At 71.8% G+C, this 25813-nt stretch carries 23 protein-coding genes; 13 read left to right on the top strand and 10 right to left on the bottom strand.

Annotated features, from left to right (window positions below; all coding sequences use genetic code 11):
* Positions 1 to 7: 7 nt before the first annotated feature.
* The 4 genes from AC2IPW_RS07990 (at position 8) to AC2IPW_RS07975 (ending at position 4493) form a co-directional block, all read left to right on the top strand.
* A complete protein-coding gene (locus AC2IPW_RS07990) occupies positions 8 to 1282 on the top strand; it encodes a TrpB-like pyridoxal phosphate-dependent enzyme (protein WP_003936144.1) in 1275 nt (424 codons plus the stop codon).
* 126 nt (positions 1283 to 1408) lie between these two features.
* Positions 1409 to 1840, top strand: coding sequence for a hypothetical protein (locus tag AC2IPW_RS07985; protein ID WP_040781965.1), 432 nt, complete (start codon positions 1409 to 1411; stop codon positions 1838 to 1840).
* Positions 1841 to 1902: 62 nt separating this feature from the next.
* Entirely contained in the window at positions 1903 to 2532 is a 630-nt protein-coding gene (locus tag AC2IPW_RS07980; protein ID WP_003936142.1) for a phosphoribosyltransferase, read from the top strand.
* 158 nt (positions 2533 to 2690) lie between these two features.
* Positions 2691 to 4493 carry an AMP-dependent synthetase/ligase gene (locus AC2IPW_RS07975; RefSeq protein ID WP_289380606.1) on the top strand — a complete coding sequence of 601 codons (1803 nt, stop codon included), beginning with the start codon at positions 2691 to 2693 and terminating at the stop codon, positions 4491 to 4493.
* Positions 4494 to 4550: 57 nt separating this feature from the next.
* On the opposite strand, the gene AC2IPW_RS07970 is transcribed toward AC2IPW_RS07975, so the two are convergent.
* Positions 4551 to 5195, bottom strand: a complete 645-nt coding sequence (locus AC2IPW_RS07970) for an alpha/beta hydrolase (protein WP_486376626.1) — start codon at positions 5193 to 5195, stop codon at positions 4551 to 4553.
* 32 nt (positions 5196 to 5227) lie between these two features.
* Here AC2IPW_RS07970 and AC2IPW_RS07965 point away from each other — a divergent pair, with 32 nt between their 5' ends.
* Entirely contained in the window at positions 5228 to 6577 is a 1350-nt protein-coding gene (locus tag AC2IPW_RS07965; protein ID WP_486376625.1) for a DUF2252 domain-containing protein, read from the top strand.
* Position 6578: 1 nt separating this feature from the next.
* Here AC2IPW_RS07965 and AC2IPW_RS07960 read toward each other — a convergent pair whose 3' ends face one another.
* Both AC2IPW_RS07960 and AC2IPW_RS07955 read right to left on the bottom strand, forming a co-directional pair.
* On the bottom strand, positions 6579 to 7754 hold the full coding sequence (locus tag AC2IPW_RS07960; RefSeq protein WP_054374403.1) for an amino acid deaminase/aldolase: 1176 nt from the start codon (positions 7752 to 7754) through the stop codon (positions 6579 to 6581).
* Between the two features lie 70 nt (positions 7755 to 7824).
* A complete protein-coding gene (locus AC2IPW_RS07955; protein ID WP_003936137.1) occupies positions 7825 to 8469 on the bottom strand; it encodes a TetR/AcrR family transcriptional regulator in 645 nt (214 codons plus the stop codon).
* A gap of 77 nt (positions 8470 to 8546) precedes the next feature.
* Between AC2IPW_RS07955 and AC2IPW_RS07950 the strand changes: the two genes are divergently transcribed.
* Positions 8547 to 9872: a D-arabinono-1,4-lactone oxidase gene (locus AC2IPW_RS07950; protein ID WP_486376624.1), complete on the top strand. Its 1326-nt coding sequence runs from the start codon at positions 8547 to 8549 to the stop codon at positions 9870 to 9872.
* Between the two features lie 21 nt (positions 9873 to 9893).
* On the opposite strand, the gene AC2IPW_RS07945 is transcribed toward AC2IPW_RS07950, so the two are convergent.
* The 5 genes from AC2IPW_RS07945 to AC2IPW_RS07925 form a co-directional block, all read right to left on the bottom strand.
* Complete coding sequence (locus AC2IPW_RS07945; protein ID WP_486376623.1) at positions 9894 to 10817, bottom strand: adenosine deaminase; 924 nt, start codon at positions 10815 to 10817, stop codon at positions 9894 to 9896.
* A gap of 29 nt (positions 10818 to 10846) precedes the next feature.
* The gene (locus AC2IPW_RS07940; protein ID WP_486376622.1) at positions 10847 to 11608 is read right to left on the bottom strand and encodes a crotonase/enoyl-CoA hydratase family protein; all 762 of its coding nucleotides are present in this window, start codon (positions 11606 to 11608) and stop codon (positions 10847 to 10849) included.
* Between the two features lie 97 nt (positions 11609 to 11705).
* Positions 11706 to 12761, bottom strand: a complete 1056-nt coding sequence (locus AC2IPW_RS07935) for a class I adenylate-forming enzyme family protein (RefSeq protein ID WP_486376982.1) — start codon at positions 12759 to 12761, stop codon at positions 11706 to 11708.
* Between the two features lie 66 nt (positions 12762 to 12827).
* The gene (locus AC2IPW_RS07930) at positions 12828 to 13625 is read right to left on the bottom strand and encodes an enoyl-CoA hydratase/isomerase family protein (RefSeq protein WP_248957491.1); all 798 of its coding nucleotides are present in this window, start codon (positions 13623 to 13625) and stop codon (positions 12828 to 12830) included.
* Between the two features lie 10 nt (positions 13626 to 13635).
* Positions 13636 to 15057 carry a DHA2 family efflux MFS transporter permease subunit gene (locus AC2IPW_RS07925; protein WP_486376981.1) on the bottom strand — a complete coding sequence of 474 codons (1422 nt, stop codon included), beginning with the start codon at positions 15055 to 15057 and terminating at the stop codon, positions 13636 to 13638.
* Between the two features lie 95 nt (positions 15058 to 15152).
* On the opposite strand from AC2IPW_RS07925, the gene AC2IPW_RS07920 reads away from it, so the two are divergent.
* Together AC2IPW_RS07920 and AC2IPW_RS07915 are read left to right on the top strand one after the other, a co-directional pair.
* Positions 15153 to 15854: a GNAT family N-acetyltransferase gene (locus tag AC2IPW_RS07920; protein WP_003936130.1), complete on the top strand. Its 702-nt coding sequence runs from the start codon at positions 15153 to 15155 to the stop codon at positions 15852 to 15854.
* A gap of 17 nt (positions 15855 to 15871) precedes the next feature.
* Entirely contained in the window at positions 15872 to 16894 is a 1023-nt protein-coding gene (locus AC2IPW_RS07915; RefSeq protein WP_003936129.1) for a glutathione S-transferase family protein, read from the top strand.
* Position 16895: 1 nt separating this feature from the next.
* Here AC2IPW_RS07915 and AC2IPW_RS07910 read toward each other — a convergent pair whose 3' ends face one another.
* Positions 16896 to 17297: a VOC family protein gene (locus AC2IPW_RS07910; protein ID WP_054372255.1), complete on the bottom strand. Its 402-nt coding sequence runs from the start codon at positions 17295 to 17297 to the stop codon at positions 16896 to 16898.
* Positions 17294 to 18151 carry an AraC family transcriptional regulator gene (locus tag AC2IPW_RS07905; RefSeq protein ID WP_486376621.1) on the bottom strand — a complete coding sequence of 286 codons (858 nt, stop codon included), beginning with the start codon at positions 18149 to 18151 and terminating at the stop codon, positions 17294 to 17296. Before AC2IPW_RS07905 ends, AC2IPW_RS07910 begins: the two co-directional genes overlap by 4 nt.
* Before the next feature lie 113 nt (positions 18152 to 18264).
* On the opposite strand from AC2IPW_RS07905, the gene AC2IPW_RS07900 reads away from it, so the two are divergent.
* From AC2IPW_RS07900 to AC2IPW_RS07880, 5 genes are all read left to right on the top strand, one after another.
* Positions 18265 to 19014: a hypothetical protein gene (locus AC2IPW_RS07900; RefSeq protein WP_054372257.1), complete on the top strand. Its 750-nt coding sequence runs from the start codon at positions 18265 to 18267 to the stop codon at positions 19012 to 19014.
* A 1-nt stretch (position 19015) separates the two neighbouring features.
* Positions 19016 to 19855 carry an alpha/beta fold hydrolase gene (locus AC2IPW_RS07895; RefSeq protein ID WP_003936125.1) on the top strand — a complete coding sequence of 280 codons (840 nt, stop codon included), beginning with the start codon at positions 19016 to 19018 and terminating at the stop codon, positions 19853 to 19855.
* Positions 19856 to 19895: 40 nt separating this feature from the next.
* Positions 19896 to 20963, top strand: coding sequence for an ABC transporter ATP-binding protein (locus tag AC2IPW_RS07890; RefSeq protein ID WP_416063108.1), 1068 nt, complete (start codon positions 19896 to 19898; stop codon positions 20961 to 20963).
* Positions 20960 to 21745 carry an ABC transporter permease gene (locus tag AC2IPW_RS07885; protein ID WP_486376620.1) on the top strand — a complete coding sequence of 262 codons (786 nt, stop codon included), beginning with the start codon at positions 20960 to 20962 and terminating at the stop codon, positions 21743 to 21745. The genes AC2IPW_RS07890 and AC2IPW_RS07885 overlap by 4 nt, the downstream gene beginning before the upstream one ends.
* 154 nt (positions 21746 to 21899) lie before the next feature.
* Positions 21900 to 25712 carry an ABC transporter ATP-binding protein gene (locus tag AC2IPW_RS07880; RefSeq protein WP_416063106.1) on the top strand — a complete coding sequence of 1271 codons (3813 nt, stop codon included), beginning with the start codon at positions 21900 to 21902 and terminating at the stop codon, positions 25710 to 25712.
* The last annotated feature ends 101 nt before the right edge of the window (positions 25713 to 25813 follow it).

Here is a 25813-nt window from a genome sequence, read left to right as displayed (position 1 = left end):
CCGTCCGGTGCCGGAGCCCGTCAGCATTCCCACCCACTGGTACAACATCGCGGGAGATCTGCCCGACGCCCCGCCGCCGCACCTGCATCCCGGCACCAGGGAACCGGTCACGGCCGCCGATCTCGAACCGCTGTTCGCCGCGGGGCTGATCGAGCAGGAGCTGTCCACCGAGACCGACATCGCGATCCCCGAACCCGTCCGGGAGGCGTACGCGACCTACCGCACCACGCCGTTGCTGCGGGCCCGATCCTTCGAGCGGGCACTCGGCACCGCCGCCCGCATCTACGTCAAGTACGAAGGTGTGAGCCCGGTGGGCAGCCACAAGACGAATTCGGCTCTCGCACAGGCGTACTACAACTCGGTCGACGGCGTGAAGAAGCTCACCACCGAGACCGGCGCCGGCCAGTGGGGCAGCGCCCTGTCGTTCGCATGCGCCAAGTTCGGCATCGACCTCGAGGTGTGGCAGGTGCGTGCCTCGTTCGAATCCAAGCCGTACCGCAGGCACCTCATCGAGGTGTACGGCGGCACCGTGCACTCGAGCCCGTCGGACCTCACCGCGTCCGGCCGCAAGGTCCTCGACGAGCAGCCGGACACCCCCGGCTCGCTGGGCATCGCCGTCTCCGAGGCCGTCGAGGTCGCGGCCGGCGACCCCGCCGCCCGGTACGCGCTCGGCAGCGTGCTCAACCACGTCGTGCTGCACCAGACCGTGATCGGCCTCGAGGCCGTCGAGCAACTGCGAGCTGCCGGCGAGGAACAGGCCGACGTCGTGTTCGGCTGCGCCGGCGGCGGCTCCAACCTCGCGGGCCTGTCGTTCCCGTTCCTGCGCGAGGTGCTGCACGGCCGTGCCACCACCCGCGTGGTGGCGGCCGAGCCGGCCGCGTGCCCGTCCATCACGCGCGGCGAGTACCGCTACGACCACGGCGACATCGTGGGCCTGACCCCGCTGCTCAAGATGCACACCCTCGGCCAGGACTTCATCCCCGATCCCATTCACGCCGGCGGGCTGCGTTATCACGGCATGGCACCGCTGCTGAGCCACACCGTCGAGCTGGGATACGTGCAGGGCACCGCGGTGGCGCAGACCGACGCGTTCGCGGCGGCCGTCGAGTTCGCCCGCAGCGAGGGCATCGTGCCGGCCCCCGAGTCGGCCCACGCGATCGCGGCGGCCGCCGAGTACGCGCGGACCGTGACCGAACCCGAGGTGATCGTGATCGGGCTGTCGGGGCACGGGCAGCTCGACCTGCCGGCCTACGCCGCCTATCTGCACGGCGAACTCGGGTAGCGCCCGGGCGTGTCTTCCTCCTGTGGCGGGGAGGAAGACACGCCGAGGAATTCTGTGATGCAACACACGCCCGGTGATCGGCGATACACCTGTGGAACCGCTCCGAGTCACCACCGGGAGGCCCCGATGCCCGACGCAGCCGACAACCTGGCCCTGCGCCTGCTCGACGCAGTGCACCGCACCCGAGGGGTGGACCCCGGGATCGTCACCGATCGCTACCGGGCCTACCGGGCGGCGCAGGGCGCGGACGCCGGCCACGACGGGATCCGCGCCCTCCTGCGCACCTTCGAGGAGACCGGCGGCAGCGCCCAGTGGGCCGGCAAGGTCGGGCACTACCGTCGTCGCTACAGTCCCGAGGACGCGCCCATCGCCGCCGACACCGTCGAACTGGCCGCCGATGTCCTGTACCGCCACGGGGTCGACACCGTCGACGACCTCGCCGGCACGGACGACACGACCCTCGCCGACGACTGGCAGCGGGCCGGGGGCGACCCGGCCGTCTGGCAGCCCCTCCTCGACGCCCTGCGTCCGGCCCGGGCCCTGTCCGGCGTCGCCTGACCCGGCCCGGATCCGGCCGCAAACCCGCCCGGCCGCCCGACGGCCGAGCGCATACTCGACGTATGCGTTATTCCGGCCGTCCGGAGGCCGGGCGGCGGCTGGCCCGCTCGGTTGCCCACCTGCGCGACGCGAACCCCGTGGTGCTTGCGCTGCCGCGTGGCGGTATCCCCGTCGCGCGGGAGGTGGCACACGCGCTCGACGCCCCGCTCGACGTCCTCGTCGTCCGCAAACTCGGCGTGCCGTGGCAGCCGGAGCTGGCGATGGGCGCCATCGCCGAGGGCGGCTTCCGCGTGCTCAACGAGGACGTCATCCGCATCGGCCGGGTGGCCGAGGACTCGATCGAACGGATCGAGGCCCGGGAACGCACCGAACTCGACCGTCGCGCCCGGCTGCTGCGCGGCGGCAAGGAGCGCACGTCGCTGTCGGGACGCACGGTCGTCCTCGTCGACGACGGCATGGCCACCGGTGCGACCGCCGCCGTCGCCTGCCTGGCCGCCCGGGAGTCCGGCGCCGAGCGGGTGGTGCTCGCGGTTCCCGTCGCTTCCCCGGAGGCCGCGCGACGCGTCCGAGCGGTGGCCGACGAGGTGGTGTGCCCGTTCACGCCGGCCGACCTGGGCAGCGTCGGCGCCGCGTACGACGACTTCCATCAGCTCTCCGACGACGAGGCCGCTCGCCTGCTCGGATCCGCCTGAGCACCCCGCCGCGCCGGCCGGTGCCCGTTTCCCCCATTCACAGGTATCCCCACAGGTCAGCGCGAAAGGCTACAAATCGGGCACCCCCGCTGCTGCATTTTCCGCCCTCGTGTGATGCAATGCACATCCACAAGTGGAAAATTGATGGAGGGGTCACCGTGAAAGAGTTTGCCGTGCCACAGTCGTTCTCGATCCCCGAGGACGCATCGATGGCGGACGCCGTCTTCCGGCACGAGAAGGAATCGCCGACCTGGGTACCGTTCGAGCGCCGGATCGACGGCCGGTGGGTCAGCGTCACCGCCGCCGAGTTCGCCGCCCAGGTCCGCGGGGTCGCCAAGGGCCTGATGGCTTCCGGGATCGAGCTCGGCGACCGGGTCGCGATCCTGTCGAGCACGCGCTACGAGTGGGTCCTGATCGACTACGCGATCTGGGCTGCCGGTGGCTGCACCGTCGCCATCTACGAGACCTCGTCGGCCGACCAGGCCCAGTGGATCCTCGAGGATTCGGGGACGTCACTGCTGGTCGTCGAGAACGACGAGCACGCGCGCACGGTTGCGACAGTGGCCGAGGCTGCGCCGGCACTGCGCGAGGTCCTGCAGATCGAGGGCGCACCGGGAGCCAAGAGCGCCGTCGACGAGCTGATCGCCCGGGGCGCGGCGATCACCGACGCGCAGCTCGAGGAGCGGCGTCACCAGGTGCGGGCCGAGTCCCCCGCCACCCTGATCTACACCTCGGGCACCACGGGCCGCCCCAAGGGCGTGCAGCTGACCCACAGCAACCTGTGGGCCGAGGCCGCCGCCGTCAAGCTCGCCCTCCCGAACTCCATGGTGAGCGGCAAGCGGACCCTGCTGTTCCTGCCCCTCGCCCACGTATTCGCCCGCGAGATCTCGTTCGGCGCCTTCGAGCACGGCGTGACCGTCGCGCACACCTCCGACCTCACCACGCTGCTCGACCAGCTCGGCGAGTTCAAGCCGAACTTCATCCTGTCGGTCCCGCGCGTGTTCGAGAAGGTCTACAACTCGGCCAAGCAGAAGGCGTACGACGGCGGCAAGGGCAAGATCTTCGAGAAGGCCTCCGACACCGCCATCGCGTACAGCGAGGCGCTGGACAAGGGCGGGCCCGGCCTGGGCCTGAAGATCAAGCACTTCGTCTTCGACAAGCTGGTGTACAGCAAGCTGCGCGCGGCCCTCGGCGGCGAGTGCGAGCAGGCGGTCTCCGGCGGCGCCGCCCTCGGCGCGCGCCTCGGCCACTTCTTCCGCGGCGTCGGCATCCCGATCTACGAGGGCTACGGCCTGACCGAGACCACGGGCGGCGTCACCATCAACACCCCCGAGCACCAGCGGGTGGGCAGCGTCGGCCGGCCCGTCAACGGGCACGCCGCACGGATCGCCGAGGACGGCGAGCTGCTGCTCAAGGGTCCCGCGGTGTTCGGCGGCTACTGGAAGAACGAGAAGGCCACCGCCGAGTCGATCGTCGACGGCTGGTTCCACACCGGTGACATCGGCACGATCGACGAGGACGGGTTCGTCCACATCACCGGCCGCAAGAAGGAACTCATCGTCACCGCCGGCGGCAAGAACGTCGCCCCGGCCGTGCTCGAGGACGCGCTCCGGGCCCACCCGCTGATCAGTCAGGTCATCGTCGTCGGCGATGCGAAGCCGTTCATCGGCGCGCTGATCACCCTCGATCCGGAAGCCCTGCCCGGCTGGAAGGATCGCCACGGCATCGCGGCCGACGCTCCGGTGTCCGAGTTGCTGAAGCACCCCGACCTGATCGCGGAGATCGACGCCGCGGTGGCCGAGGGCAACAAGAAGGTCTCGAACCCCGAGCAGATCAAGAAGTACCGGATCCTCGAGGTGGACTTCACCATCGAGACCGGCGAGCTGACCCCGACGCTCAAGCTCAAGCGCAACGTCATCCACGAGGCGCACGGCACGGCGATCGAGGCCATCTACTCGTAGGGCCACCCCGCGGGTGAGCGAATGCATCCCTCATCTCCTCAGGAGGGATGCATTCGCTCACCCCTGCCCGGGGGCCGGCACGTCCGACACGGCCAGAACGAACTCGGCGACGTCACGGGTCACCGTGCGGTGCACCGGCTCGTGCAGCAGATCGTGCCCCGCGTCCGGGTACTCGCGCAGCTCCAGGTCCGGGATCGCCCGGGCCCAGGTCCGGACGGGGTCGATCGGGGCCAGCCGGTCGTCGGCGCCGTGCACCGCGAGCAGCGGTATGTGCGCCTGCTCGAGGATCTCGGCCGTCGCGGGCACGGCCGCCGAGCGGGGCGTCCCGCACAGCACGGCGCCGCGGAAGCGGCCGGCGTCGGTGCGTAACAACGTGAGTGCCGTCGCCGCGCCCAGCGAATGCCCCATCACCACCAGCGGCATCCCCGGCTCGGCACGCTCGGCCACCTCGGCGACGCGCAGCAGGTCCGCGGCCAGGTCGTCGACGGCACCCGGTTCACCGGGGCTGCCCTCGGACAGGCCGTGCCCGGCGAGATCGAGGCCCCACACCGCGATGCCGTGCGGCGCCAGACCCGCGGCGAAGCGGTGGTAGTGGCCGGTGTGCTGACGCATCCCGTGGGCGAAGACGACGGCGGCTGTCGCGCCGTCGACGGACCAGTGCCGGTAGTGGATTCGGCCGGTGCTGCCGTCGAAAAAGGGCATGCGGCCATTGTGCGCCGGTGCACAATCGCGGGGTGACACCGACTACCGTCGCCGAGCGCAGTCGAGCCGAGGGGCGTGCCGCCCGCACCCGTGTGCCCCGCAGTGCGCACGGCGAATTCCGTTGTCCCGACAGGGATCCGGTCGCGATCTTCGAGCAGCAGAACCGCACCCGGCTGCCGGAACTGGTGCCGATCCGGTACGAGCGGATGACGGAGTCCCCGTTCGCCTACTACCGCGGCAGCGCCGCCGCGATGGCGAAGGACCTGTCCACCGAGCCGGTGACGGGACCGCACGTGGTGGGCTCGGGCGACGCGCACCTGGCGAATTTCGGCCTGTACGCCTCCCCGGAGCGCCGAGTCCTGTTCGATCTCAACGACTTCGACGAGGCGTATCCGGCGCCGTGGGAATGGGACGTCAAACGGCTGGCCGCGTCGGTGTGGTTGGCCGGCCGTCAGACCGGTTGCACCGAGCAGCAGTGCCGGGACGCGACCCTCGCGACGGTGCGCTCGTACCGCGAGACGATCCGGTTCCTGTCCGGCCTGACGGCCACCGAGCGGTTCTACTTCCAGGTCGACGCGGACGAGATCGAGCAGGCGTCGCGGAATCCGGAGGCGATACGCGCCGTCGTGCAGAAGGCGCGGGGCCGCACCTCCGAACAGGTCCTGAGGAAGCTGACGGTCACCACGGCCGACGGCGTTCCGCGCATCGTCGACCAACCCCCGATCGTCCGGCACCTCGACATCGGGTCGCTCGAGGTCATCGAGGGGATCGTCGCGTCCTACCGGGCGACGGTGCGGGCGGATGTCCAGCTGCTGCTCTCCCAGTACCGCGTCGTGGATTTCGCGATGCGGATCGTGGGGGTGGGCAGTGTGGGCACCCGGTGCTTCGTCGTCCTGCTGCTGGGACCGGCCGACGAGCCACTGTTCCTGCAGGTGAAGGAGGCCGGACAGTCGGTGCTGGAGACGCACGGCGGGATCCGGGACACCCCCCACCCGGTCGCGGCGGAACTCATCGCGCACGGCCAGGGCGCCCGGGTCGTGGGTGCGCAGCGAATCCTGCAGGCCCACTCGGATCCGCTCCTCGGCTGGATCACCGGGGTACCCGGTGCCGACGGCGTGCGACGGGACTTCTACGTCCGCCAGTTTCGCGACATGAAGGGGTCGGTGCAGTGGGCAGGGCTGAGTCCCGCACAGTCGGAGCAGTACGGCCGGTTGTGCGGAGCGCTGCTCGCCCGTGCCCACAGCCAGAGCCCGGTCGGCGCGTTCGTCGCCGGCTACCTCGGCCGCGGGACAGTGTTCGACGAGGCGATCGCGCGGTGGTCGGTCGTCTACGCCGATCGCACGGAGCAGGACTGGCGGGCGCTGTGCGACAGCACGCCGTAGGTCACCAGCAGTGGCCCTCGCCGCGGTAGGTGGGGACGGTGGTGCGCGTGCCGTCGGCATCGACGAGGTGCAATTGCGCGAACCGCTCGCACAGCTCCCCTGCCTTGGCGTGCCGCAGCCATACGCGCCCGCCGACGGGCAGGTCCGCCGCGGCACGGCCGGTGACGGGGGTCTGCACCTCACCGGCTCCCTCGGCGCGCAGCAGCCGCAGTCCGGCGGGGCGGACCGGACGCGGCACCCGGGAGGGACCCGCCGGCCCGGAGGCGATGTAGCCGCCCCCGAAGAGGGTGGCGACGGTGGGGCTGGGCCTGCGCACCGTGGGCAGCGCGAAATACAGCGCAGGACGCGGGGTGAAGGCGCGGTATCGATCGAACAACGTGGGCACGTACAGGCCGGAGCCGGCAGTGACCTCGGTGACGACCGGGTCGGCGGAGCTGATCTCGAGCGAGCCCGTGCCCCCGCTGTTGACGATCTCGAGGTCACCGACGACGGCACGGACCGCCCCGGCGACGGCGCCGCGACGGGTGGACAGCTCGGCCGCCGAACGGCGCTTGAGCAGGCGGACCGCCGGCGAGGTGTCGGGCAAACCGGCGATCTGCGCCTCGTAGAACATCACACCGACGACGGTGAACCCGGCGGTCGTCGCGCAGCGCGCAAGCTGCGCCACCTCGTCGGGGGTGCGCAGCGGCGAGCGCCGCACACCGAGATGCACCGGGCCGAGCCGCAGTGACGCGTCGACGTCGAGGCACACCCGGGGGCGCACGCGGGCGGTGCCGAGGGCGTCGCGGGCGATACCGAGCTGAGCGGCGCAGTCGACCATGAGGGTGACGGCGTCGAGCGCCTGCGGCCGGTCGGCCAGTTCGGCGAGCGCGGCTCGGTCGACGGTCGGATAGCCGAGAAGCACGTCGCGGGCACCGCGCTCGACCAGCCACAGCGCTTCGCGCAGCGAGTACGCCATGATGCCGCGGAAGCCGGCCCTGGCGGTGAGGCCGGGGCCGAGCGCCTCTTCGAGGACCGCGCGGCACCGGACGGACTTGCTCGCCACCCGCACGGGGGTCCCTCCGGCCCGACGGACGAGGTCGGCGGCGTTGCTCCGGAGCGTGGGGAGATCGGCGGCCGCGAGCGGAGGGTCCAGGTCGGCCGTCGCGTCGTGGAGCCGGTCGAGGGGGTGGGTCACGGCGGGGTCCAATCCACGGCAGGTCGAGGGTCGCGGCCAGTCAAGCACCGAGTTGGACCTGTGTCCAGGTTCAGGTCGTTTCCACGGCCCGCCCGGCGACGATCGCAGCGATGTCGTCGAGCTCGGTGACGATGGAGTCGCTGTCCCGATCGACCAGCCAGCGCAGGACCAGGCCGTCGAGCATGGCCAGCGCGAGCCGGGTGACGGTCGAGACGGGCTCGATCCACTCGGTGCCGGTGCGGGCGGCGCACTCCTCGAGGAACGTGCGCGCCTCGACATCCATGATGCGGTACTGATCGGTGGCGATGTTGCCGCCGAGGGGTTCGCCGGCGGCGCGGTGACGCAGCGAATACGCCGTGATCTCGTAGGTGAGCAGCTGCCGGTCGGGCGTCTTCTCGATCGTCGGCCACATCGCGTTGATCCCCACGTAGAGCAGCTGCCGCAAACCGCGCAGGCCCTGCGGGTCGGGTCCGTCCTGCGGAAGGGTGAAGGCGGTGCGCAGCGCCTGGCTGAGCTGGAGCACCAGCGTCTCCCCCATCGCAGCGACGAGGGCCTCCTTGCTCTCGAAGCAGTAGTGCACGACCCCGAGCGAGACGCCGGCGTGCTCGGCGACGGCCCGCACGGTGACGGCCCCGAGACCCCCGCCCTCTGCCAGCGCGAGAGCGGATTCGACGAGTTGGGCTCGACGTTGGTCCGCCGGCAACCGGTTCAGCATGCCTCCGATCGTAGAACCCGGTCCGGATCCGTCGGCGCCTATTGACCTGGACGGTCGTCCAAGTCGATGATTGGCCCATGTCCACCGACCGTCCCGTCGCCACCTGGCGCAACTGGGCCCGCACCGAATCCGCGACGCCACACGCGTACGAGACCCCGGAAACCCTGGAGAGGCTCGCCGCCGTCGTCGCACGGGCATCCGGACGTGGGCTGCGCGTCAAGGCGGTCGGGGCGGGTCACTCCTTCACCGGGGTCGCCGTCACCGACGGCGTGCTCGTCTCCCTCGACCGGTTCACCGGCATCGAGGAGGTCCGTCCCACCCCGGCGGGTGCGCTCGTCACGGTGCGGGCCGGCACCCGGCTGCGGGACCTCAACCGCCTCCTGTGGGACCTCGGCCTGGCGGTGCCGAACCTCGGGGACATCGACGTGCAGTCGCTCGCCGGCGCGATGTCCACCGGTACCCACGGCACCGGCGCGCGGTTCGGGGGCCTGGCCACCGTCGCCCGCGCGGCCACCCTCGTCCTCGCGGACGGCTCCGTCGTGCGCTGCTCCCCCGACGACGAACCGGAACTCTTCGAGGCCGCCCGGCTCGGCCTCGGCGCCGTCGGCATCCTCGCCACGATCACCCTCGAGTGTGTCCCTGCGTTCGCATTGCATGCGGCGGAAGCCCCCGGCACCCTGGACGACACCCTGGACGTGCTCGAGCGCGACCGGCTCGGCGTCGACCACTTCGAGTTCTACTGGTTCCCGCACACCGACCGGGTGCTCACCAAGCGCAACACCCGGCTGCCCGCCGACGCGCCCGGCGCCCCGGTGGGACGGCTGCGCGGCTTCCTCGACGACGAGGTACTCGCCAACGGCATGTTCGAGGTCGTCCAGCGCCTGGCAACCCGCGCGCCGGCCCTCGTCCCCAGGCTCAACGGGTTCGCCGCCCGGACCCTGTCCCCCCGGGAGTTCGTCGATCGCAGCTACCGCGTCTTCGCCTCCCCGCGCCGGGTCCGGTTCCGGGAGATGGAGTACGCCGTCCCCGTCGAATCCGCGACCGAGGTGCTCACCGAAATCGATGCGTGGCTCTCCCGCAACGACTTCCACGTCGCGTTTCCGGTGGAGGTACGGTTCGCCGCCGCCGACGACGTGTGGCTGTCGACGGCCCACGGCCGCGACAGCGCGTATGTCGCCGTGCACCAGTACCACCGTCGCGAACACCGGCCGTACTTCGATGCGGTCGAGGCGATCGCTCGCGCCGTGGACGGCCGACCGCACTGGGGCAAGATGCACGGCCGCACCGCGGACGACCTGCGCACGACGTATCCGCGATTCGACGACTTCCTCGCCGTCCGCGACCGTGTCGATCCGCAGCGCACGTTCGCCAATCCGTATCTGGACCGCGTGCTCGGCCCGTGACACGCGCCGCGACCGCATGCCCTAACCGAACGATGCTGCGATCGAATTGCGCGCCAACGTCTCCCGCTGCTCGTCGGTGAGCCCGAGCCGGTCTCGCAGCGCCGCGAAGGTGTCGTCGACGTACCCGCCGAAGTACGCCGGATCGTCGGAGTTCACGGTCACCAGCAGGCCCGCCTCGAGCATGCGCGGCAGCGGATGCCGCTCGAGCGAATCCACTACGCGCAGGCGGACGTTCGACAACGGGCAGACGGTGAGCGGAATCTGCTCGTCGACGAGACGTGCGACGAGGCGCGGGTCCTCGAGGGAGCGGATTCCGTGGTCGATGCGTTCGGCCCCGAGCAGATCCAGTGCCTGCCAGACGTATTCGGGCGGACCCTCCTCCCCCGCATGAGCGACCGCGTGCAGGCCCTCGGCACGGGCGCGGGCGAACACGTCCTCGAACAGCGACGGCGGATAACCCACCTCCGCGGAGTCCAGGCCCAGCCCGATGATCGGAGCCGACAGGCGCAGCAGTTCCCCGAACACCTCCTCGGCCTCGTGCACGGGCCGGTCCCGCACGACGGAGGCGATCATCGCCGCGTCGACGCCGAACTCTCGCCGGCCCGCCGCGACGGCCTCGGCGAGGCCCTCGACCACCTCGGCCAGCGGCACGCCGCGGCTCGTGTGCGCTTGCGGGTCGAAGAAGAACTCGGCCCGCGTCACCCCGGCCTGCGCCGCCCGGCGCAGGTACGCCTTCGCGAGATCGGTGAAGTCTTCGGCGGTCCTCAGCACCTGCATGTTCGCGTAGTACAGGTCGAGGAACGACTGCAGGTCGGTGAACTCGTACCGGCTGCGCAGCTCGTCGAGGTCAGCATACGGCAACGAGACGCGGTTGCGCTCGGCGAGAGCGAAGATCAGTTCCGGCTCGAGGGTGCCCTCGATGTGGACGTGCAGTTCGGCGAGCACGAGCGATCCTCCTTCGTCGGCGCGGGTCGTCAGCGGCCCTTCCAGACCGGGGAACGCTTCTGCGCGAACGCCGTCGCACCCTCGCGGGCGTCCTCGGACACGAACACCGGGCCGACGATCTCGCGCTGCCGGTCGAAGGCCTCGTCCGCCGGCCAGTCGGCGGCCTTGGCGATGACCTCCTTGGTGGCCGCGACGGCAAGCGGGCCGTTGGCCGTGATCCGTTCGGCGAGAGCCAGGGCGCCCGCCAGCGCACCGCCCGGCTCGGTGAGAACGTTGACGAAGCCGTAGCCGTGGGCCTCCTCGGCGGTGAACGCGTCGCCGGTGAGCGCCAGTTCCATCGCCTTCTGGTAAGGAATCCGGGTGGGCAGGCGCAGCAGGCCACCGCCCGCGGCGACGAGTCCGCGCTTGACCTCCGGGATGCCGAACGTCGCATCCGTGGCAGCGACCACGAGGTCGGTGGCGAGGACGAGTTCGGTACCGCCGGCCAGCGCGAAGCCCTCGACGGCGGCGATGATCGGTTTGCGCGGCGGCGCCTCGGTGAAGCCGAGACCCTTACCCGGCACCGCGACCTTTTCCCCGGCGACGAAGGCCTTGAGATCCATACCGGCGCAGAAGGTGCCGCCGGCACCGGTGAGCACACCCACGGACAGGTCGGGGTCGGCGTCGAGTTCGTCGACGGCGGCCGCGAGGCCGTGACTGACGGCCGCATTCACGGCGTTGCGGGCCTCGGGACGGTTGATGGTGATCACCAGAATTCGACCGCGACGCTCGAGCAGGACCTCGTCGGACATGCGCGCACACCTTTCACCGGGGTTCGGTTGCCGACCGCGCGTTCCGCGGTCCGTTCGCTTATACCGCAACCGAACCCGACGACAGCGGACCGCTGTGTCACGACACGCGGACGGCGACGGGCGTGACGAAACCGTCCGCGTCGATGTGCACCTGGTCGCCGGTGTGGAACCAGCCGTCGTCGAAGGTCTCGGCGGTCGCCTCCGGGTCGTTCCAGTAGCGGCGAGCGACACTGGGGCCGCGGCACAGCAGTTCGCCCTCGCCTCGATCGGCCGCCGGGCCGAGGAGGGCGACCTCCATCCCGCCGAACGGAACCCCCACGCTGCGCGGGTGCGCGGCCCGCTGATCGGTGGGCAGCAGCAACCCGATGCCGCCGGTCTCGGCCACCCCCCAGCCGCGCACGCATCTCGCCGCGGGGAACGACGCACGCAGGTGCCGCCACGGCACGCGCACCCCCCGCGCCCCGGCGGCGACGACGGTGCCGCCGGCCGCCAGGGTCGGCAGCAGTTGCACGGCGCTGCCCGCCGCCGTGGACAGCGGTGCGGTGAGCACCGTGCGCGCCCCCTCCGCGATCAGGTCCATCGCGTGCACCACGGCCTCGATCGTGGAGAGGATGTTCTCGTTGGTGAGCTCCACCCCGTGCAGTCCCCCGCCGCGTTTGCGCACGTAGTACAACACCGCGAGCTCGTCCGGCGCGGCGCCCTCGTCGAGGAACGCCACCCCGTCGGGCAGCTGTCCGTCGAGGGTGAGGACGGCGCCGCTGTCCTCGGCGATCCACTCGAGCTCCGGGTCGCTGCAGGTCGGATCCGGCAGCACCGGCACGCCACCGGCGAGGACCACCCCGAGGAACGCGTACAGCCAGCGGAATCCGTTCGGACAGTGGACGACGACGCGGTCGGCCGGGCCCACGCCCTGATCGAGCAGGCCGCCGGCCACCCGGGCCGCCGCCGACCACATCTGCCCGTAGGTGAGGGCGTTTCCGGCCCGGTCCACGGCGGCGACGCGGGCGGAATGCCGCAGCGCGCTGCGGTCGAGCAGCTCGGCCAGGCACGGCTCGAGGTCCTCGTACCGCAGGACACCGTCCAAGCGGCGGCTGACGCGTTCGTCACGGAACCACCCGGCTGCACACGAAACCCGGACCAGCGCCACCGACATCGTCACCTCCGCCTCGTCGTGTGCCTGCACTATATGGCGCGGGTCACAGTTGGGGGCTGGATCGGCTCACCTTCCGGTGTACGACGCCTTCCCCGGCCCGTCGACGAGGAAGCTGCGCACCGCGCCTTGCAGGTCGTCGGTGCCGAACAGCGCACCGGAGACCTCCGGGGTCTCCGAATCGGCGTGGGCGACGCCGCCGGACCGCCACGCGCCGATGATGCGCTTGGTGGCGTCGTGGGCGCGGGTGGGACCGTCGGCGAGCCGGTCCGTCAGGGCGCGTGCCGCGGCGTCGACGTCGTCGTGGACCGCGTTGACCACCCCCCACGACCGCAGCGTCTCGGCGTCGTAGAGGTCGCCGGTCATCACCAGCTCACGCGCACGGCCGGAGCCGGCCCGCTCCGCCAGCCGCTGCGGCCCGCCCATCGACGGCGTCAGGCCGACGACGGTCTCCACCAGCCCGAACTTCGCGCCCGGTGCCGCGAGGACGATGTCGCAGGCGAGCGAGATCTCGAACGCCGCGGTGAGGGTGAGCCCGTGCGCGGCGAACACCACGGGGCACGGCAGGGCCTCGAGCGGATGGATGATCAGCGCGAACAGGTCCTGCCACAGCTGCGCACCCTGGCCGGCGTCGAGTCCCTCGAACAGGTGGACGTCCACACCGCCGGAGACGACCTTGCCCTCCGCGCGAATCAACACCGCGCGTGGCGGCGCCGCCGCGAGCGCGGCGACGTCGGCGATCACGGCGTCGAACAGGGCCCGGTCGAACAGGTTCAGCTTGCCGTGCGCGACGGTCAGCACGGCGACCTCGGCGCCGGCCGCGGTGGTGTGGCGCTCGAGGCGGGTGGGATGGGTGATCTGCGTCATGCGCGCCACACTAGGCGAGTGTGCTGCGTTCCTCGAGGGACGGGCGCGGCGCCGGCTCGACCCGGTCGGGCCGCGCGAAGAACAGCGCGGCGGCGAAGCCGACGAGCAGGACTGCGGCAGGCAGCAGCGTCGACTCGGCCATGGCGGCGGCGAACGGCTCGCGCACCGGCTCCGGCAGGACCGTCGCCCCGCCCCCGGCCGACTCGGCGGACCCGCCCCCGGTCAACCCGTGCACGGCGAGGCGCGAGGTGATGAGCGCACCCACGGCGGCGCTGCCCAGGACCGCACCGACCTGCCGGGTGGTGTTGTAGACCCCCGACCCGGCCCCCGCCTGATGCGGCGGCAGGCCGTGCGTCGCGGTGGCCGCCAGCGGCGACCAGATGCCGGCCATCGCGGCGCCCATGAGGGCGATCGGCAGCAGCAGCTGCCACACCGGCGAGTCGGGCGTCATCACCGCGGCCAGCCACGTCAGCGACACGGCGAGCAGCGCGAATCCGGTGCCGGCGATGTAGCGCGGATGGGTCCGGTCCACGAGCCGGCCGACCATCGGGGCGAGCACGCCGGTCAGGACCGCCATCGGGGCCATCAGCAGCGCCGACTCCGTGGGTGTCCAGCCGCGCACGCCCTGGGCGTAGAACATCAGCGGCAGGACCATCGCGGTGACCGAGAAACCCATCGCGGCGATGCCGAGGTTGGCCAGGGAGAAGTTGCGGTCACGGAACAAGCCGAGCGGGACGAGCGGCTCTCCGCGCCCACGGGACTGGTACCACACGAACACCACGAGCAGCGCCACCCCGGCGGCGACGAGCACCCACACGGGCGTGGACCAGTCGTAGGAGTTGCCCTCCTGGATACCGAACACGAGGCAGAACATGCCCGCGCCGCTGAGCAGCACGCCGAGGAGGTCGAACCGGTGCGGATGGGTGGGCAGCACCGGGACCAGGCGCGCCGCCAGGACGAACCCGACGATCCCGACCGGCACGTTGACGAAGAAGATCCACTCCCAGCCGAGGTGGTCGACGAGGACACCGCCGGCCAGCGGACCCACGAGGGTGGCCACGCCGGCCACCGCGCCCCACAGGCCCATGGCGGTGCCCCGCCGGTCCGGCGGGAAGGTGCGGGTGATGATCGCCATGGTCTGGGGAGTCATCAGCGCCGCACCGAGGCCCTGGAAGACCCGGGCGACGACGAGAACGGCGACGGTGCCGGACAACCCGCACCACAACGACGCCGCGGTGAACACCACCAGCCCCGCCAGGTAGACGCGTTTCGGGCCGAACCGGTCCCCCAGGCGGCCGGTGACCAGGAGCGGCACCGCGTAGGCCAGCAGGTAGGCACTGGTGACCCACACGACGTTGTTGATGTCGGTGTCCAGCGCCCGCATGATCGCCGGGTTGGCGACCGCCACGATGGTGCTGTCCACCAGAATCATGAAGAACCCGAGGCACAGCGCCCACAGCGCCGGCCACGGACTAGTCTCGGTCTCCACCCGCACGTCCTCCGCTCGTAGGCGTCTACGGTAGCGCCGTGGACGGACATCTCCTGGACATCGTGCGGCTGGCCTGGTGCCGCGAACTCGGGCTCGACGACGCAGCGCTCGCCGCCCCGGGCCGGGTGACGCGGGTGGACGACGCATCCGCCCTGGTCCGGGTGTTGCGGCTCGGTGAGGTCAGCGCGGTGGTGGGCCCGGGCTGGGTGGTGGACGCGGTCGCGGCGGTGCCCGATGCGGAGCTGGACGCGTCGGTGCTGCTCGACCTGACGCGCGGGCACGCGGTGCGCAGCCACGCGCTGAGCTACTGCGCCGACTGGGTCGACGCGACGCGGGTCCGCGATCCGCTGATCTCCCACGAGCTCGACGACCTGGCGGAGCTGCTGCGGCGCTGCCCACCCGACGATGCGACCGAGGCGGGCCTCGAAAACGTGACCGGGGAGGCGTCGTCGTTCGTGCTGCTCGACGACGACCACCGGCCGCTGTCGGGTGCGGTGTACACGGAGGTGCAGTCGATCCTGGCGGACGTGACGGCGCTGACCGTGCCGGAGCACCGGCGGATCGGCCTGGCGGCGACCGTCGCGACTCTGGCGACGCACGACGCGCTCGACGCCGGGCTCGTCCCGCAGTGGCGGGCCCGGCGCGACAACACCGCCGGACGTGGCCTGGCCGCGGTGTTGGGGTACACCGAACTGGGAACCCACGTCTCGGTGGCACTACCGGCCGCCGCAGGAACGTGACGAACGAAGGGAGACCGGTGAACGAGCACTCCGGAGGCGACGGGGACGGGTACGTCACGCCCGGCGCCGAGTACAACCGCGACACGCACTACATCACCACGCGCATCACGGCCGACGGGCGCGACGGGTACCCGGTGGAGGCCGGCCGGTACCGGCTGGTCGCCGCCCGCGCCTGCCCCTGGGCGAACCGCGCGCTCATCGTGCGCCGGCTGCTGGGGCTCGAGGACGCGCTGTCGCTGGGGTTGTGCGGGCCCACGCACGACGAGCGCAGCTGGACCTTCGATCTGGACCCGGACGGACTGGATCCGGTGCTGCAGATCCCGCGGTTGCAGGACGCGTACTTCGCCCGTGACCCGGAGTACTCCCGGGGGATCACGGTGCCCGCCGTCGTGGACGTGCCCACCGGCCGCGTGGTCACCAACGACTACCCGCAGATCACCCTGGACTTCGCCACGGAGTGGACGGCGCTGCACCGCGACGGCGCCCCCGACCTCTATCCGGAACCGCTGCGCGACGAGATCGACGAGGTCGCCGAGCTCGTCTACCAGGACGTCAACAACGGCGTGTACCGGTGTGGGTTCGCGGGGTCCCAGCGCGCGTACGACCGCGCCTTCGACCGGCTGTTCGCGCGGCTGGACTGGCTCGAGGAACGGCTGACCTCCCGTCGGTACCTGGTGGGCGAGACGATCACCGAGGCTGACGTGCGGCTGTTCACCACCCTGGCCCGCTTCGACGCCGTCTACCACGGGCACTTCAAGTGCAACCGGAATCTGCTGGCGTCGATGCCGGCACTGTGGGGGTACGCCCGGGACCTGTTCCAGACTCCCGGTTTCGGCGACACCATCGACTTCGGGCAGATCAAGCAGCACTACTACATCGTGCACACCGACATCAATCCGACGCAGATCGTGCCGAAGGGCCCCGACCCGAGCGGGTGGCTGACCCCGCACGGCCGGGAAGAGCTGGGCGGCACGCCGTTCGGCGACGGCACGCCTCCGCCCCCGCCGCGGGCGCGGGAGGCGGTGCCGGCCTGGGCCTGACTCACGCGCCCGCGTACGTTCCGAAACTCCAGTACACCCCCTGCGGGTCCCGGCACGTGAAGTCGTGCGATCCGTAGTCGGTGTCGTGCAGACCGAGGACGACCGTGGCGCCGGCGGCCACGGCGCGGGCGTGCAGCGCGTCGACCGCGGCGGCGTCGGGGACGACGAGGTAGATGCAGCCGGTGCCGGCGGGTATCTCGATCGGGCCGCCCCGGCCGGCCGAGCCGAGCATGACGCCGCCGCCGTGCGGCCAGCGCAGCTCGGCGTGGTCGACGCGCTCGCCGTCGCCGTAGACGGCGTTCTCGGTGAAACCGAACGCGTCGACGAGGAAGCGGATCGCCGCCCGGGCATCGGTGTAGGAGAGGCAGGGCCATACGGGTGTGGTGAGTGCTGTCGTGGTCATAGTTGCCAGTGTTCGTCGGCGTCCGGGTCGCCGTCTTGGACGATTGGGAACTGCTCGTCGCGCAGCCAGCGCGACGGCGGAACTCCGGCGATCGCGCGCCATTCCCGTGCGAGGTGGGCCTGATCGTAGAATCCGGACCGGACGGCCACGTCGGCGAGCACGTGTGGCCCGGGACGGCGCAGCAGCCGGCAGGACCGGTCGAACCGGACCACCCGCGCCGCCTCCTTGGGCCCGACCCCGAACTCGGCGGTGAATCGAGCGTTCAGATGCCTACGGCTCCAACCGATCTCGTCGGCGAGGTCGGCGATCCGCACGCCGGGCGTGCGGGGGTCCTGCAGTCTGCTCCACACGTGCCGCAGGTGCGCATCGATCTCGCCGCGCTCGGCGGCGAGCCGCCGGGCGAGCACCTCGTCGAGGATCCGGAATCGGCTCTCCCACTCCGCAGTGGCGGCGATCCGCTCAGCGAGTTCGCGGGCGGCGGCACCGAGCACGTCCTCGAGATCGACGACCCACGCGCCGAGCGCACCGGCGGGCACCCCCAGCAGTACCCGGGCTCCCGCCGGGGTGAGCGCGAGCTGGATTCCGTGCTGGTTGCCGTCGTGGGCGATGGTGACGGCGGTGGTGGCCAGGCCGCTCGCGAGCGCACCGAACCGGCCCGGGCCCTGCCCCGGCGCCGCGGCCCGCGCGAGTTCGACAGGGGCGCCGATCGTGAGCACGACGGTCAGGTCCGGGGACGGCAGACCGAGGTGGGTACCGGGGGCGAAGCCCGTCAGCCGGTACCCGTCGTAACTGCGCACGTAGGGGCGCAGCGGCGGGGCGGGCCGCCGCCGGGCACCGTCCGAGATGCCGGTCACGGTCCCAGAGTAGACAGGGATAGACCCGTAGCTCACGGGGTACACAAGGTGGACGGCCGTGGGACGCACGGCCCCTGCGCACAGGCCCGAGGGGGCCGGGAGGATCGAGGACGATGAGCGACAGGGTGGGACGCGTGGAGAAGTATCTCGTCACGCTCCTGGACAACGGCAGCAGGCTGCAGGCGCCTGCGGTGGCACGCTACGTCGACCTGACGCGGCGCGCCCATCCCGACGAGACCCCCGAGCAGATCATCAGGCGGTTGGAGAAGACCTTCCTCAACGGAGTCACCGGGAGCGGTACGGCGGCCGGCGCCGCGGCGACCGTGCCCGGTCTCGGCACGCTCGCGTCGATCGCCGCGGTCGGCGCCGAGACCGCATTCTTCCTCGAGGCCGCCGCGCTGCTGACCCTGGCGGTGGCGTCGGTGCACGGGATCGAACCGCACCAGCACGAGCAGCGCCGCGCCCTCGTGCTCGCCGTGGCACTGGGCGAAGCCGGCATGGAGATCGTCGAGCGGGCCACCGGCACGACCGCGAAGACGTGGACGTCGGCGCTCACCGGCAAGATCCCCGGGGCCCAGCTGAAGTCCGTGAACAAGTCGCTCGTGCGGACCTTCGTCCGCAAGTACCTCGCCAAGCGCAGCGCCCTGGTGTTCGGCAAGCTCGTGCCGGCCGGCATCGGTGCCGCGATCGGTGGTGCGGGCAACCGAGCGCTGGGCAAGCGGGTCATCGCGAACGCGCGGGACGCGTTCGGGCCGCCGCCGGCGCAGTGGCCGTCGCAGCGTCGGCGGCTCACCGACGCGGCTTCCGGACCGGACGGGGATCCGAACTGGCAGGCGCTGTCCTCTCCCCTGACCGGCTGGTGACATGTCCGCCGGCAAGGTGTTCGTGCGCGAGAGTGGGTCCGGATCCCGCACCGTGGTCCTCCTGCACGGATACTCCGATCACGGGGGCACCTGGTGCAAGGTGGCCCCGGCTCTGGCCGAGCGCCACCGGGTCCTGACCGTCGACCTGCCCGGATTCGGCCGTAGCGCCGGGCACTGGCGGGCGCCGGTGCTGGACCACTACGTCGACACCGTCGCCGAGGTGATCGCCGACTGTGCGGATCCGGTGGCGCTGATCGGCAATTCGCTGGGGGCGGTGACCTCGCTGGCATTCGCGTCGACGTATCCGGGCCGGGTGGACGGCGTCGTGCTCGCCGACATGCCGGGGATGGCCGGCATCCCGCGCAGCTGGTCCAGCGGCGCGCGATTGCCGCTGGACATGGTCTCGCGCGCGCTGTCCCGGCCCGTGCCGCCCGCCCTGGTTCAGTTCGCCGTCGCCACCCTCTACGCCCGCGCGGCGCTCCATCGTCCGGACCGGCTGGGCGTCGACACCCGCACCGCGTTCGCGGCGAACTACGCGACCCGGCGCAGCATCGAGACCCTGCTGGCCGTCGGCCGGGCCGTGATCCCCGAACTGGCCCGGCTGCCGATCCCCGAGATGGTGAACTCCCTGTCCGTGCCGGCACTGCTGGTGTGGGGCGAGCGGGATCTCATCACCCCGGCGCGCGCCGCGGGCCGGGTGCACACCGGCGCCCGACGGCGGGTCGCGATCATTCCGGACGCCGGGCACTGCCCGCAGCTCGACGCCCCCAGCGAATTTCTCGAACTGGTGCTGCCGTTCCTCGAACGGTCCTTCTCCCGGCCTGCCGCGCCGGGCACGTAGGCTCGCGGGGTCCGAGCAGGACCCACCAGAGAGGGAATCGATGACAGCGCCGTTCCCGACGGAGCCGGCCGCCGGCTCCGGGTACGCGACCGCGCCGCCGGGCATCGCCGTGCAGGGCCTGTGGAAGAACTTCCGCGACGTGCCCGCGGTGTCGGACCTGTCGTTCTCCGTGCCGCCGGGCTCGATCACCGGATTTCTCGGGCCGAACGGCTCCGGGAAGACCACGACCCTGCGGATGCTGCTCGGTCTGGTGCGCCCGACTGCCGGTGTCGCGCTCGTCGACGGGGTGCCCTTCACGTCGCTGCCACACCCGGCACGGGTGCTCGGTGCGGTGCTGGACGCGCAGAGCTTCCATCCCAAGCACACCGCCGGCACCCATCTCGAGGTGTACGCCGCGGCGATCGGCGTGCCCTCGGCGCAGGTGCGGCGCGTCCTCGACCTGACCGGGCTCGCCGCGGCCGCCCGCCGGCGGATCGGCGAGTTCTCCCTCGGCATGCGGCAGCGGCTGGCGCTGGCCACCGCGCTGCTCGGTGAACCGCGTTACCTCGTGCTCGACGAACCGGCGAACGGCCTCGATCCCGAAGGTATGGCCTGGTTGCGCGACTTCCTGCTCGGCTACGCCCGCTCCGGTGGCACCGTGCTGATCTCGAGTCACATCCTGCGGGAGGTCGAGCAGACCGCCGACCGTCTGGTGATCATCAGCCGCGGCAGGCTCGTGCACCAGGGCACGACGGCGGATCTGCGGCATGCGCACCGCGCCCGGGTCCTCGTCGCCGTCTCCGATCCCGCCCGCCTGGCGACGGCTCTCGCCGCGTCGGGCCACACGGACGCGCAGGTGCAGCCCGACGGGCGGCTCGCGATCGTCGGGGTGGAACCCGAGCGCGTCACCGAGCTCGCCGCCGCGTACGGCGTGACCGTCTTCGGGACGAGCGTCGAGCACGCCGACCTGGAACAGGTGTTCCTGGCGATGACGGCGGGTCAGTACGTGGGCGCCGCCCCGGCATGGGGCATGCAGGGACCGCCGTCTCCGCAGCCCCCGCCCTACCCGGGGCAGTTCCCGCCTGCCGGGCAACCTCATCCGCCGACCGGTTGGGAAGGACCCCGTTGACTGCGTTGCTGACGGCCGAGTTCCGAAAGGTCCTGGGCCTGCGCTACTGGTGGACCCTCGGCATCGCCCCCGTGGTGGTGGGCCTGTTCTCGGGGGCTCTGACCCTGCCGATCCTCACCACGCTCGAGGGCTTCGTCGGCGAGAACTTCGCCGAAGCCGCCGCCGCCGCGATCGGTGTCGCGGTCGCACTCGCGCTGGTGTTCCTGTTCGCGGCCCTGTTCGGAGTGGTCAACACGGGCAGCGAGTTCCAGCACCGCACCATCGTCACCAGCTTCCTGACCACCCGCGGCCGCGACGGGGTGATCGCCGCCAAGCTGACGACGGCGGTCGCGTTCGGCCTGTTGTACTGCGTGGTGGCCGAAACCGTGTCGATGCTGACCATCCTGATGTTCGGCGGCGGACTGTCCGGCGACGGCTCGGGGGCGGGCAGTGTCGTCGCGGTCCTCGGCGCCGGCCTGTTCGCCGCGATGCTGTGGGCCCTCATGGGCGCGGGACTCGGCCTGCTCACCGGTTCGACGGTCGGCAGTGTCCTGGCGATCACCGCTTGGATCCCGTTCGGGGAACTGATCGTTTCGCTGATCCTCGACGGTCTCGGGGCGGGCGCGCTCGCCCGGCTGCTGCCCGGACAGCTCACCTGGTACACCGTCTTCACGGTCATCGACCTGCCCGAGGAGGTGGACCCGGCCGTGACGTGGCCGGCGGCGCCGCTGGGGTTGCTCGGCTGGACGGTGCTGCTGTGCGGCCTCGGCTGGTGGCGTACCCGTACCCGCGACATCGTCTGAGACCCTCTGCGCGGATTCGTCCGCTCGTTGCGAATTCGCGCCGGTCGCGCGCGGAGCGGATTCCGAAGGGCCGAGCGGATCCGCTTCGACGGGAGCGGATCGCCGTAACCGCGGCCCGCGTCCTGTCGGCCGCCGGCGCTAATGTCGGAGGACGATGGCACACGACGCGCGTTCCCCCGGTTGGATCCGTCGGCTGGGCGCGGAGGCCTGGCGGCATCGCCGCGTCGCGCTCGGCGCGCTGACCGTCACCGTCGTCGCCGCACTGATCGACATCACCTTCCCGCTGCTGACCAAGCTGGCACTCGACAGCGCCACCCACCCGGAGGGTCACGACCTCCAGCTGATCGGCCTGGCGGCGGCGGCGATCGCGGGGGGCGCGGTGGTGCGGTTCGGGTGCCAGTACGGCCGGCGGATGCTCGCCGGCCGGCTCTCCCTCGACGTGCAGCACGACCTGCGGCTCGGTCTGCTCGCCTCCTTGCAGCGGCTCGACGGACGCGGCCAGGACCAGATCCGCACCGGGCAGGTGGTGTCGCGCTCCATCACCGACCTGCAACTCGTCCAGGGTCTGCTCGCGATGGTCCCCATGTCGGCGGGGGCGCTGCTCCAGTTCGTGCTGGCACTTGTGATCATGGCGGTGCTGTCACCGCTGCTGACCCTGGTCGCTCTCGTCACCGTGCCGGTGATCGCCGGGGTGGTGGCCCTCGTCCGGCCCAGGCTGTTCGCGGCGACGTGGTCGGCGCAGCAACGCGCCGCAGACCTGGCCCAGCACGTGGAGGAGACCGTCACCGGGGTGCGGGTGGTCAAGGGATTCGGGCAGGAGGCTCGCGCCGTCGACCAGCTCGAACAACACGGTCGCGCCCTCTACGCCGAGCGCATGCGCGCCGCCCGGGTCAACGCCGCGTTCGCCGCCCCGATGGGGGCCATCCCCCAGCTCGGGCTCGTCGCCGTGATCGCGCTCGGCGGCTGGCTGGCCCTGCAGGGCACCGTCACCGTCGGCACGTTCCTCGCGTTCGCCGCCTACCTGGCGACGATGACGGCGACCACCCGCACGCTGTCGTCGGTGGTGATCATGGCGCAGCTCTCCCGGGCGGCGGTCGAGCGGGTGTACGAGGTGATCGACACCGAACCCGACGTCGCCGACCCGCCGCACCCGGTGCCGTTGCCGGAGGGACCGCTCGGGCTGGTCCTCGATTCGGTGACCTTCGGCTTCGAGCCCGACCGGCCCGTCCTCGACGGTCTCGATCTCGAACTGGCGCCGGGCGAGACCGTCGCCGTGGTCGGCGCCGCCGGCTCCGGCAAGACCGCGCTGTCGCTGTTGCTGCCCCGGTTCTATGCCCCCGAGTGCGGGACGGTGTACGTCACCGCCGCCGACGGCGAACGAATCGACGTCGCCGCCCTGCGTGCCGAGCAGTTGCGCGAGGCGGTGAGCCTGGTGTTCGACGAGCCGTTCCTGTTCTCGGACACGATCGCCGCGAACATCGCGCTCGGCCGGCCCGAGGCGAGCGCCGAGGAGATCCGCGCCGCCGCGCGGGCGGCGTGCGCGGACGAGTTCGTCGAGGCGCTCCCCGACGGATACGACACCGTGGTCGGCGAGCGGGGGCTGACGCTCTCCGGCGGGCAACGGCAGCGTGTCGCGCTGGCCCGTGCGTTGCTGCTCGACCCTCGGGTCCTGATTCTCGACGACGCGACCTCGGCCGTGGACGCGGAGACGGAGGCCGCGATCTTCGCGGCGCTGCGGGCACGCCCGAAGCGCACCACGCTGATCCTCGCGCACCGGCGGTCCACGCTCTCCCTCGCCGACCGGGTCGCGGTGCTCGACGGCGGCCGCGTGGCCGACTCCGGAACGGTCCACGAACTCGAGACGCGCAATGCGCTGTTCCGGGCCCTGCTCAGTGGCGACGAGGACGAGGCGCCCGAGCCGGACCGCACCACGCACGCCGCTGGGGCGTTGTGGCCGCAGACAGCGCCGGACTCCGATCCGGCCGTGGCCCGGGTGGCGGCGCCACAGGCGGGTCCGGCCGCGGGCGGCCGGACGAGCGGCGGCCGCGGTGGCGGCCCGATGAGCGGTGCCCTCGGGTCGATCGCCCCGACGCCGGCGCTGCGCCGGGCGGTCGAGGCGTTGCCCCCGGCCACCGAGCAACCGGGACTGGACACGGCACAGCTGCGCCGATTCGACCCCGAGTTCCGTCTGTCCCGGACGCTGCGGCCGGTGCGGTGGATTCTCGCGGCGGTGGTGCTGTGCCTGGCGGTCGAGTCGCTGACGTCCATCGCGTTCCCGTCGATCGTGCGCTACGCCGTCGACCGGGGCGTCACGCCGGGCGACCCCGGCCGATTGTGGGCGGCCACCGCGGTGGGTGCCGCGCTGGCGCTGCTGGCGTGGCTGGTGGTCGCGCTGCTCACCGTCCTCACCGCGCGTGCCGGTGAGCGGGTGCTGTTCGGATTGCGGGTGCGCAGCTATGCGCACCTGCAACGACTCGGTCTGGACTACTACGAGCGGGAACTGTCCGGCCGCATCATGACCCGGATGACCACGGACGTCGATGCGCTCTCGTCGTTCATCCAGACCGGGTTGTCCACTGCGGTGGTGAGCGTGCTGACGCTGGCCGGGATCTCCGTCGCCCTGCTCGCCACCGACCTCACCCTGGGGCTGGTGGCGCTGGCGGTGGTGCCGCCGCTGCTCGCCGCGACACTGTGGTTCCGGCGGGTCTCGTCCACGGCCTACTCGGTCTCCCGTGAACGCATCTCGCTGGTCAATGCGGACTTCCAGGAGAACATCACCGGGTTGCGGGCGGCCCAGGCATACCGTCGCGAGGAATTCGCAGCCCGCCGGTTCGCGGAACGCGCCGACGCGTACCGGCGCAGCCGGATGCGCTCCCAGCGGGCCATCTCCCTGTACTTCCCGTTCATCGCGCTGCTGTCCGACCTCGCGCTGGCGGCGGTGGTGTTCGTCGGGGCCCGGGAGGTGGCGTCGGGCGCGACGACCGCGGGCGTGCTCGTCGCATTCGTGCTCTACCTCGGTCTGCTGTTCGGCCCCATCCAGCAGTTGTCGCAGGTGTTCGACGGCTATCAGCAGGCCCGGGTGGGACTGCGCCGGATCGGTGACCTGCTGCGGACCGAGAGTTCCCTCGAGACGGGCGGCACCGGCACGGTGCCGATCCCGGGACATCTGCGCGGCGACGTACGGCTCGAACAGGTCGGGTTCCGCTACGCGGGTGCCGACGCGGACGCGCTCACCGGCGTGGACCTGCACTTCCCGGCCGGTTCGACGGTGGCACTGGTCGGACGCACGGGGGCCGGCAAGTCCACGATCGTCAAACTGCTGGCCCGGTTCTACGATCCGACGTCCGGTTCGGTGCGCGTGGACGACGTCGACCTGCGCGGCTACCGACTGCCCGAATACCGGGCCCGGCTCGGCGTCGTCCCGCAGGAAGCGCATCTGTTCACCGGCACCGTCGCGAGCAACATCGCCTACGGGCGGCCGGGCGCGGACCGCTCGGACATCGAGGCGGCAGCCCGCGCAGTGGGGGCGCTCGACATGATCGCCGGTCTGCCCGGCGGCATGCTGCACCCCGTCGGCGAGCGGGGGCAAGGCCTGTCCGCCGGGCAGCGTCAGCTCGTCGCGCTGGCCCGGGCCGAACTCGTCGATCCGGACCTGCTGCTGCTCGACGAGGCCACGGCGACTCTCGACCCGGGCACCGAACGCGCGGTACTCGCGGCGGGCGAGTCGGTGACCCGCAGCCGCACTGCCGTGGTGGTGGCCCACCGATTGGCGACCGCGGCCCGCTCCGACCTGATCGTGGTGGTCGACGGTGGGCGCATCGTGGAGACCGGATCGCACGACGCGCTGCGTCATGCCGGGGGCGTGTACACGACCCTCTGTGATGCGGCCCAAATGCGGGCAGGGAATAATCGGCTGGCGAGAACCGTCGTCGATGGGGACCCCGTCGACTCAGAGATTGTGAGGTAGGTCTCGACCGTGGCAGAGCTTTTTCGTTCGTCACAGTCGCGGGCTAGCCTCATATACATAGGCACTCCGATCGGGTACCGAAGAAAGAAACGAGGCGAACA

The sequence above is a fragment of the Rhodococcus sp. NS-SX18 genome, from assembly GCF_057367935.1.
Note: the sequence above shows the minus strand (reverse complement) of the source record. Positions and strands in the feature narration are given on the sequence as shown.

Bases quoted from the DNA above. Each gene is read 5' to 3' on its own strand.
- AC2IPW_RS07985 (WP_040781965.1), top strand. From the start codon at position 1,409: ATGCCCGACGCAGCCGACAACCTGGCCCTGCGCCTGCTCGACGCAGTG.
- AC2IPW_RS07980 (WP_003936142.1), top strand. From the start codon at position 1,903: ATGCGTTATTCCGGCCGTCCGGAGGCCGGGCGGCGGCTGGCCCGCTCG.
- AC2IPW_RS07925 (WP_486376981.1), bottom strand. From the start codon at position 15,057: ATGATTCTGGTGGACAGCACCATCGTGGCGGTCGCCAACCCGGCGATC.
- AC2IPW_RS07900 (WP_054372257.1), top strand. From the start codon at position 18,265: ATGAGCGACAGGGTGGGACGCGTGGAGAAGTATCTCGTCACGCTCCTG.
- AC2IPW_RS07935 (WP_486376982.1), bottom strand. From the start codon at position 12,761: ATGTCGGTGGCGCTGGTCCGGGTTTCGTGTGCAGCCGGGTGGTTCCGT.
- AC2IPW_RS07940 (WP_486376622.1), bottom strand. From the start codon at position 11,608: ATGTCCGACGAGGTCCTGCTCGAGCGTCGCGGTCGAATTCTGGTGATC.
- AC2IPW_RS07890 (WP_416063108.1), top strand. From the start codon at position 19,896: ATGACAGCGCCGTTCCCGACGGAGCCGGCCGCCGGCTCCGGGTACGCG.
- AC2IPW_RS07955 (WP_003936137.1), bottom strand. From the start codon at position 8,469: ATGCTGAACCGGTTGCCGGCGGACCAACGTCGAGCCCAACTCGTCGAA.
- AC2IPW_RS07895 (WP_003936125.1), top strand. From the start codon at position 19,016: ATGTCCGCCGGCAAGGTGTTCGTGCGCGAGAGTGGGTCCGGATCCCGC.
- AC2IPW_RS07930 (WP_248957491.1), bottom strand. From the start codon at position 13,625: ATGACGCAGATCACCCATCCCACCCGCCTCGAGCGCCACACCACCGCG.
- AC2IPW_RS07970 (WP_486376626.1), bottom strand. From the start codon at position 5,195: ATGCCCTTTTTCGACGGCAGCACCGGCCGAATCCACTACCGGCACTGG.
- AC2IPW_RS07880 (WP_416063106.1), top strand. From the start codon at position 21,900: ATGGCACACGACGCGCGTTCCCCCGGTTGGATCCGTCGGCTGGGCGCG.
- AC2IPW_RS07950 (WP_486376624.1), top strand. From the start codon at position 8,547: ATGTCCACCGACCGTCCCGTCGCCACCTGGCGCAACTGGGCCCGCACC.
- AC2IPW_RS07910 (WP_054372255.1), bottom strand. From the start codon at position 17,297: ATGACCACGACAGCACTCACCACACCCGTATGGCCCTGCCTCTCCTAC.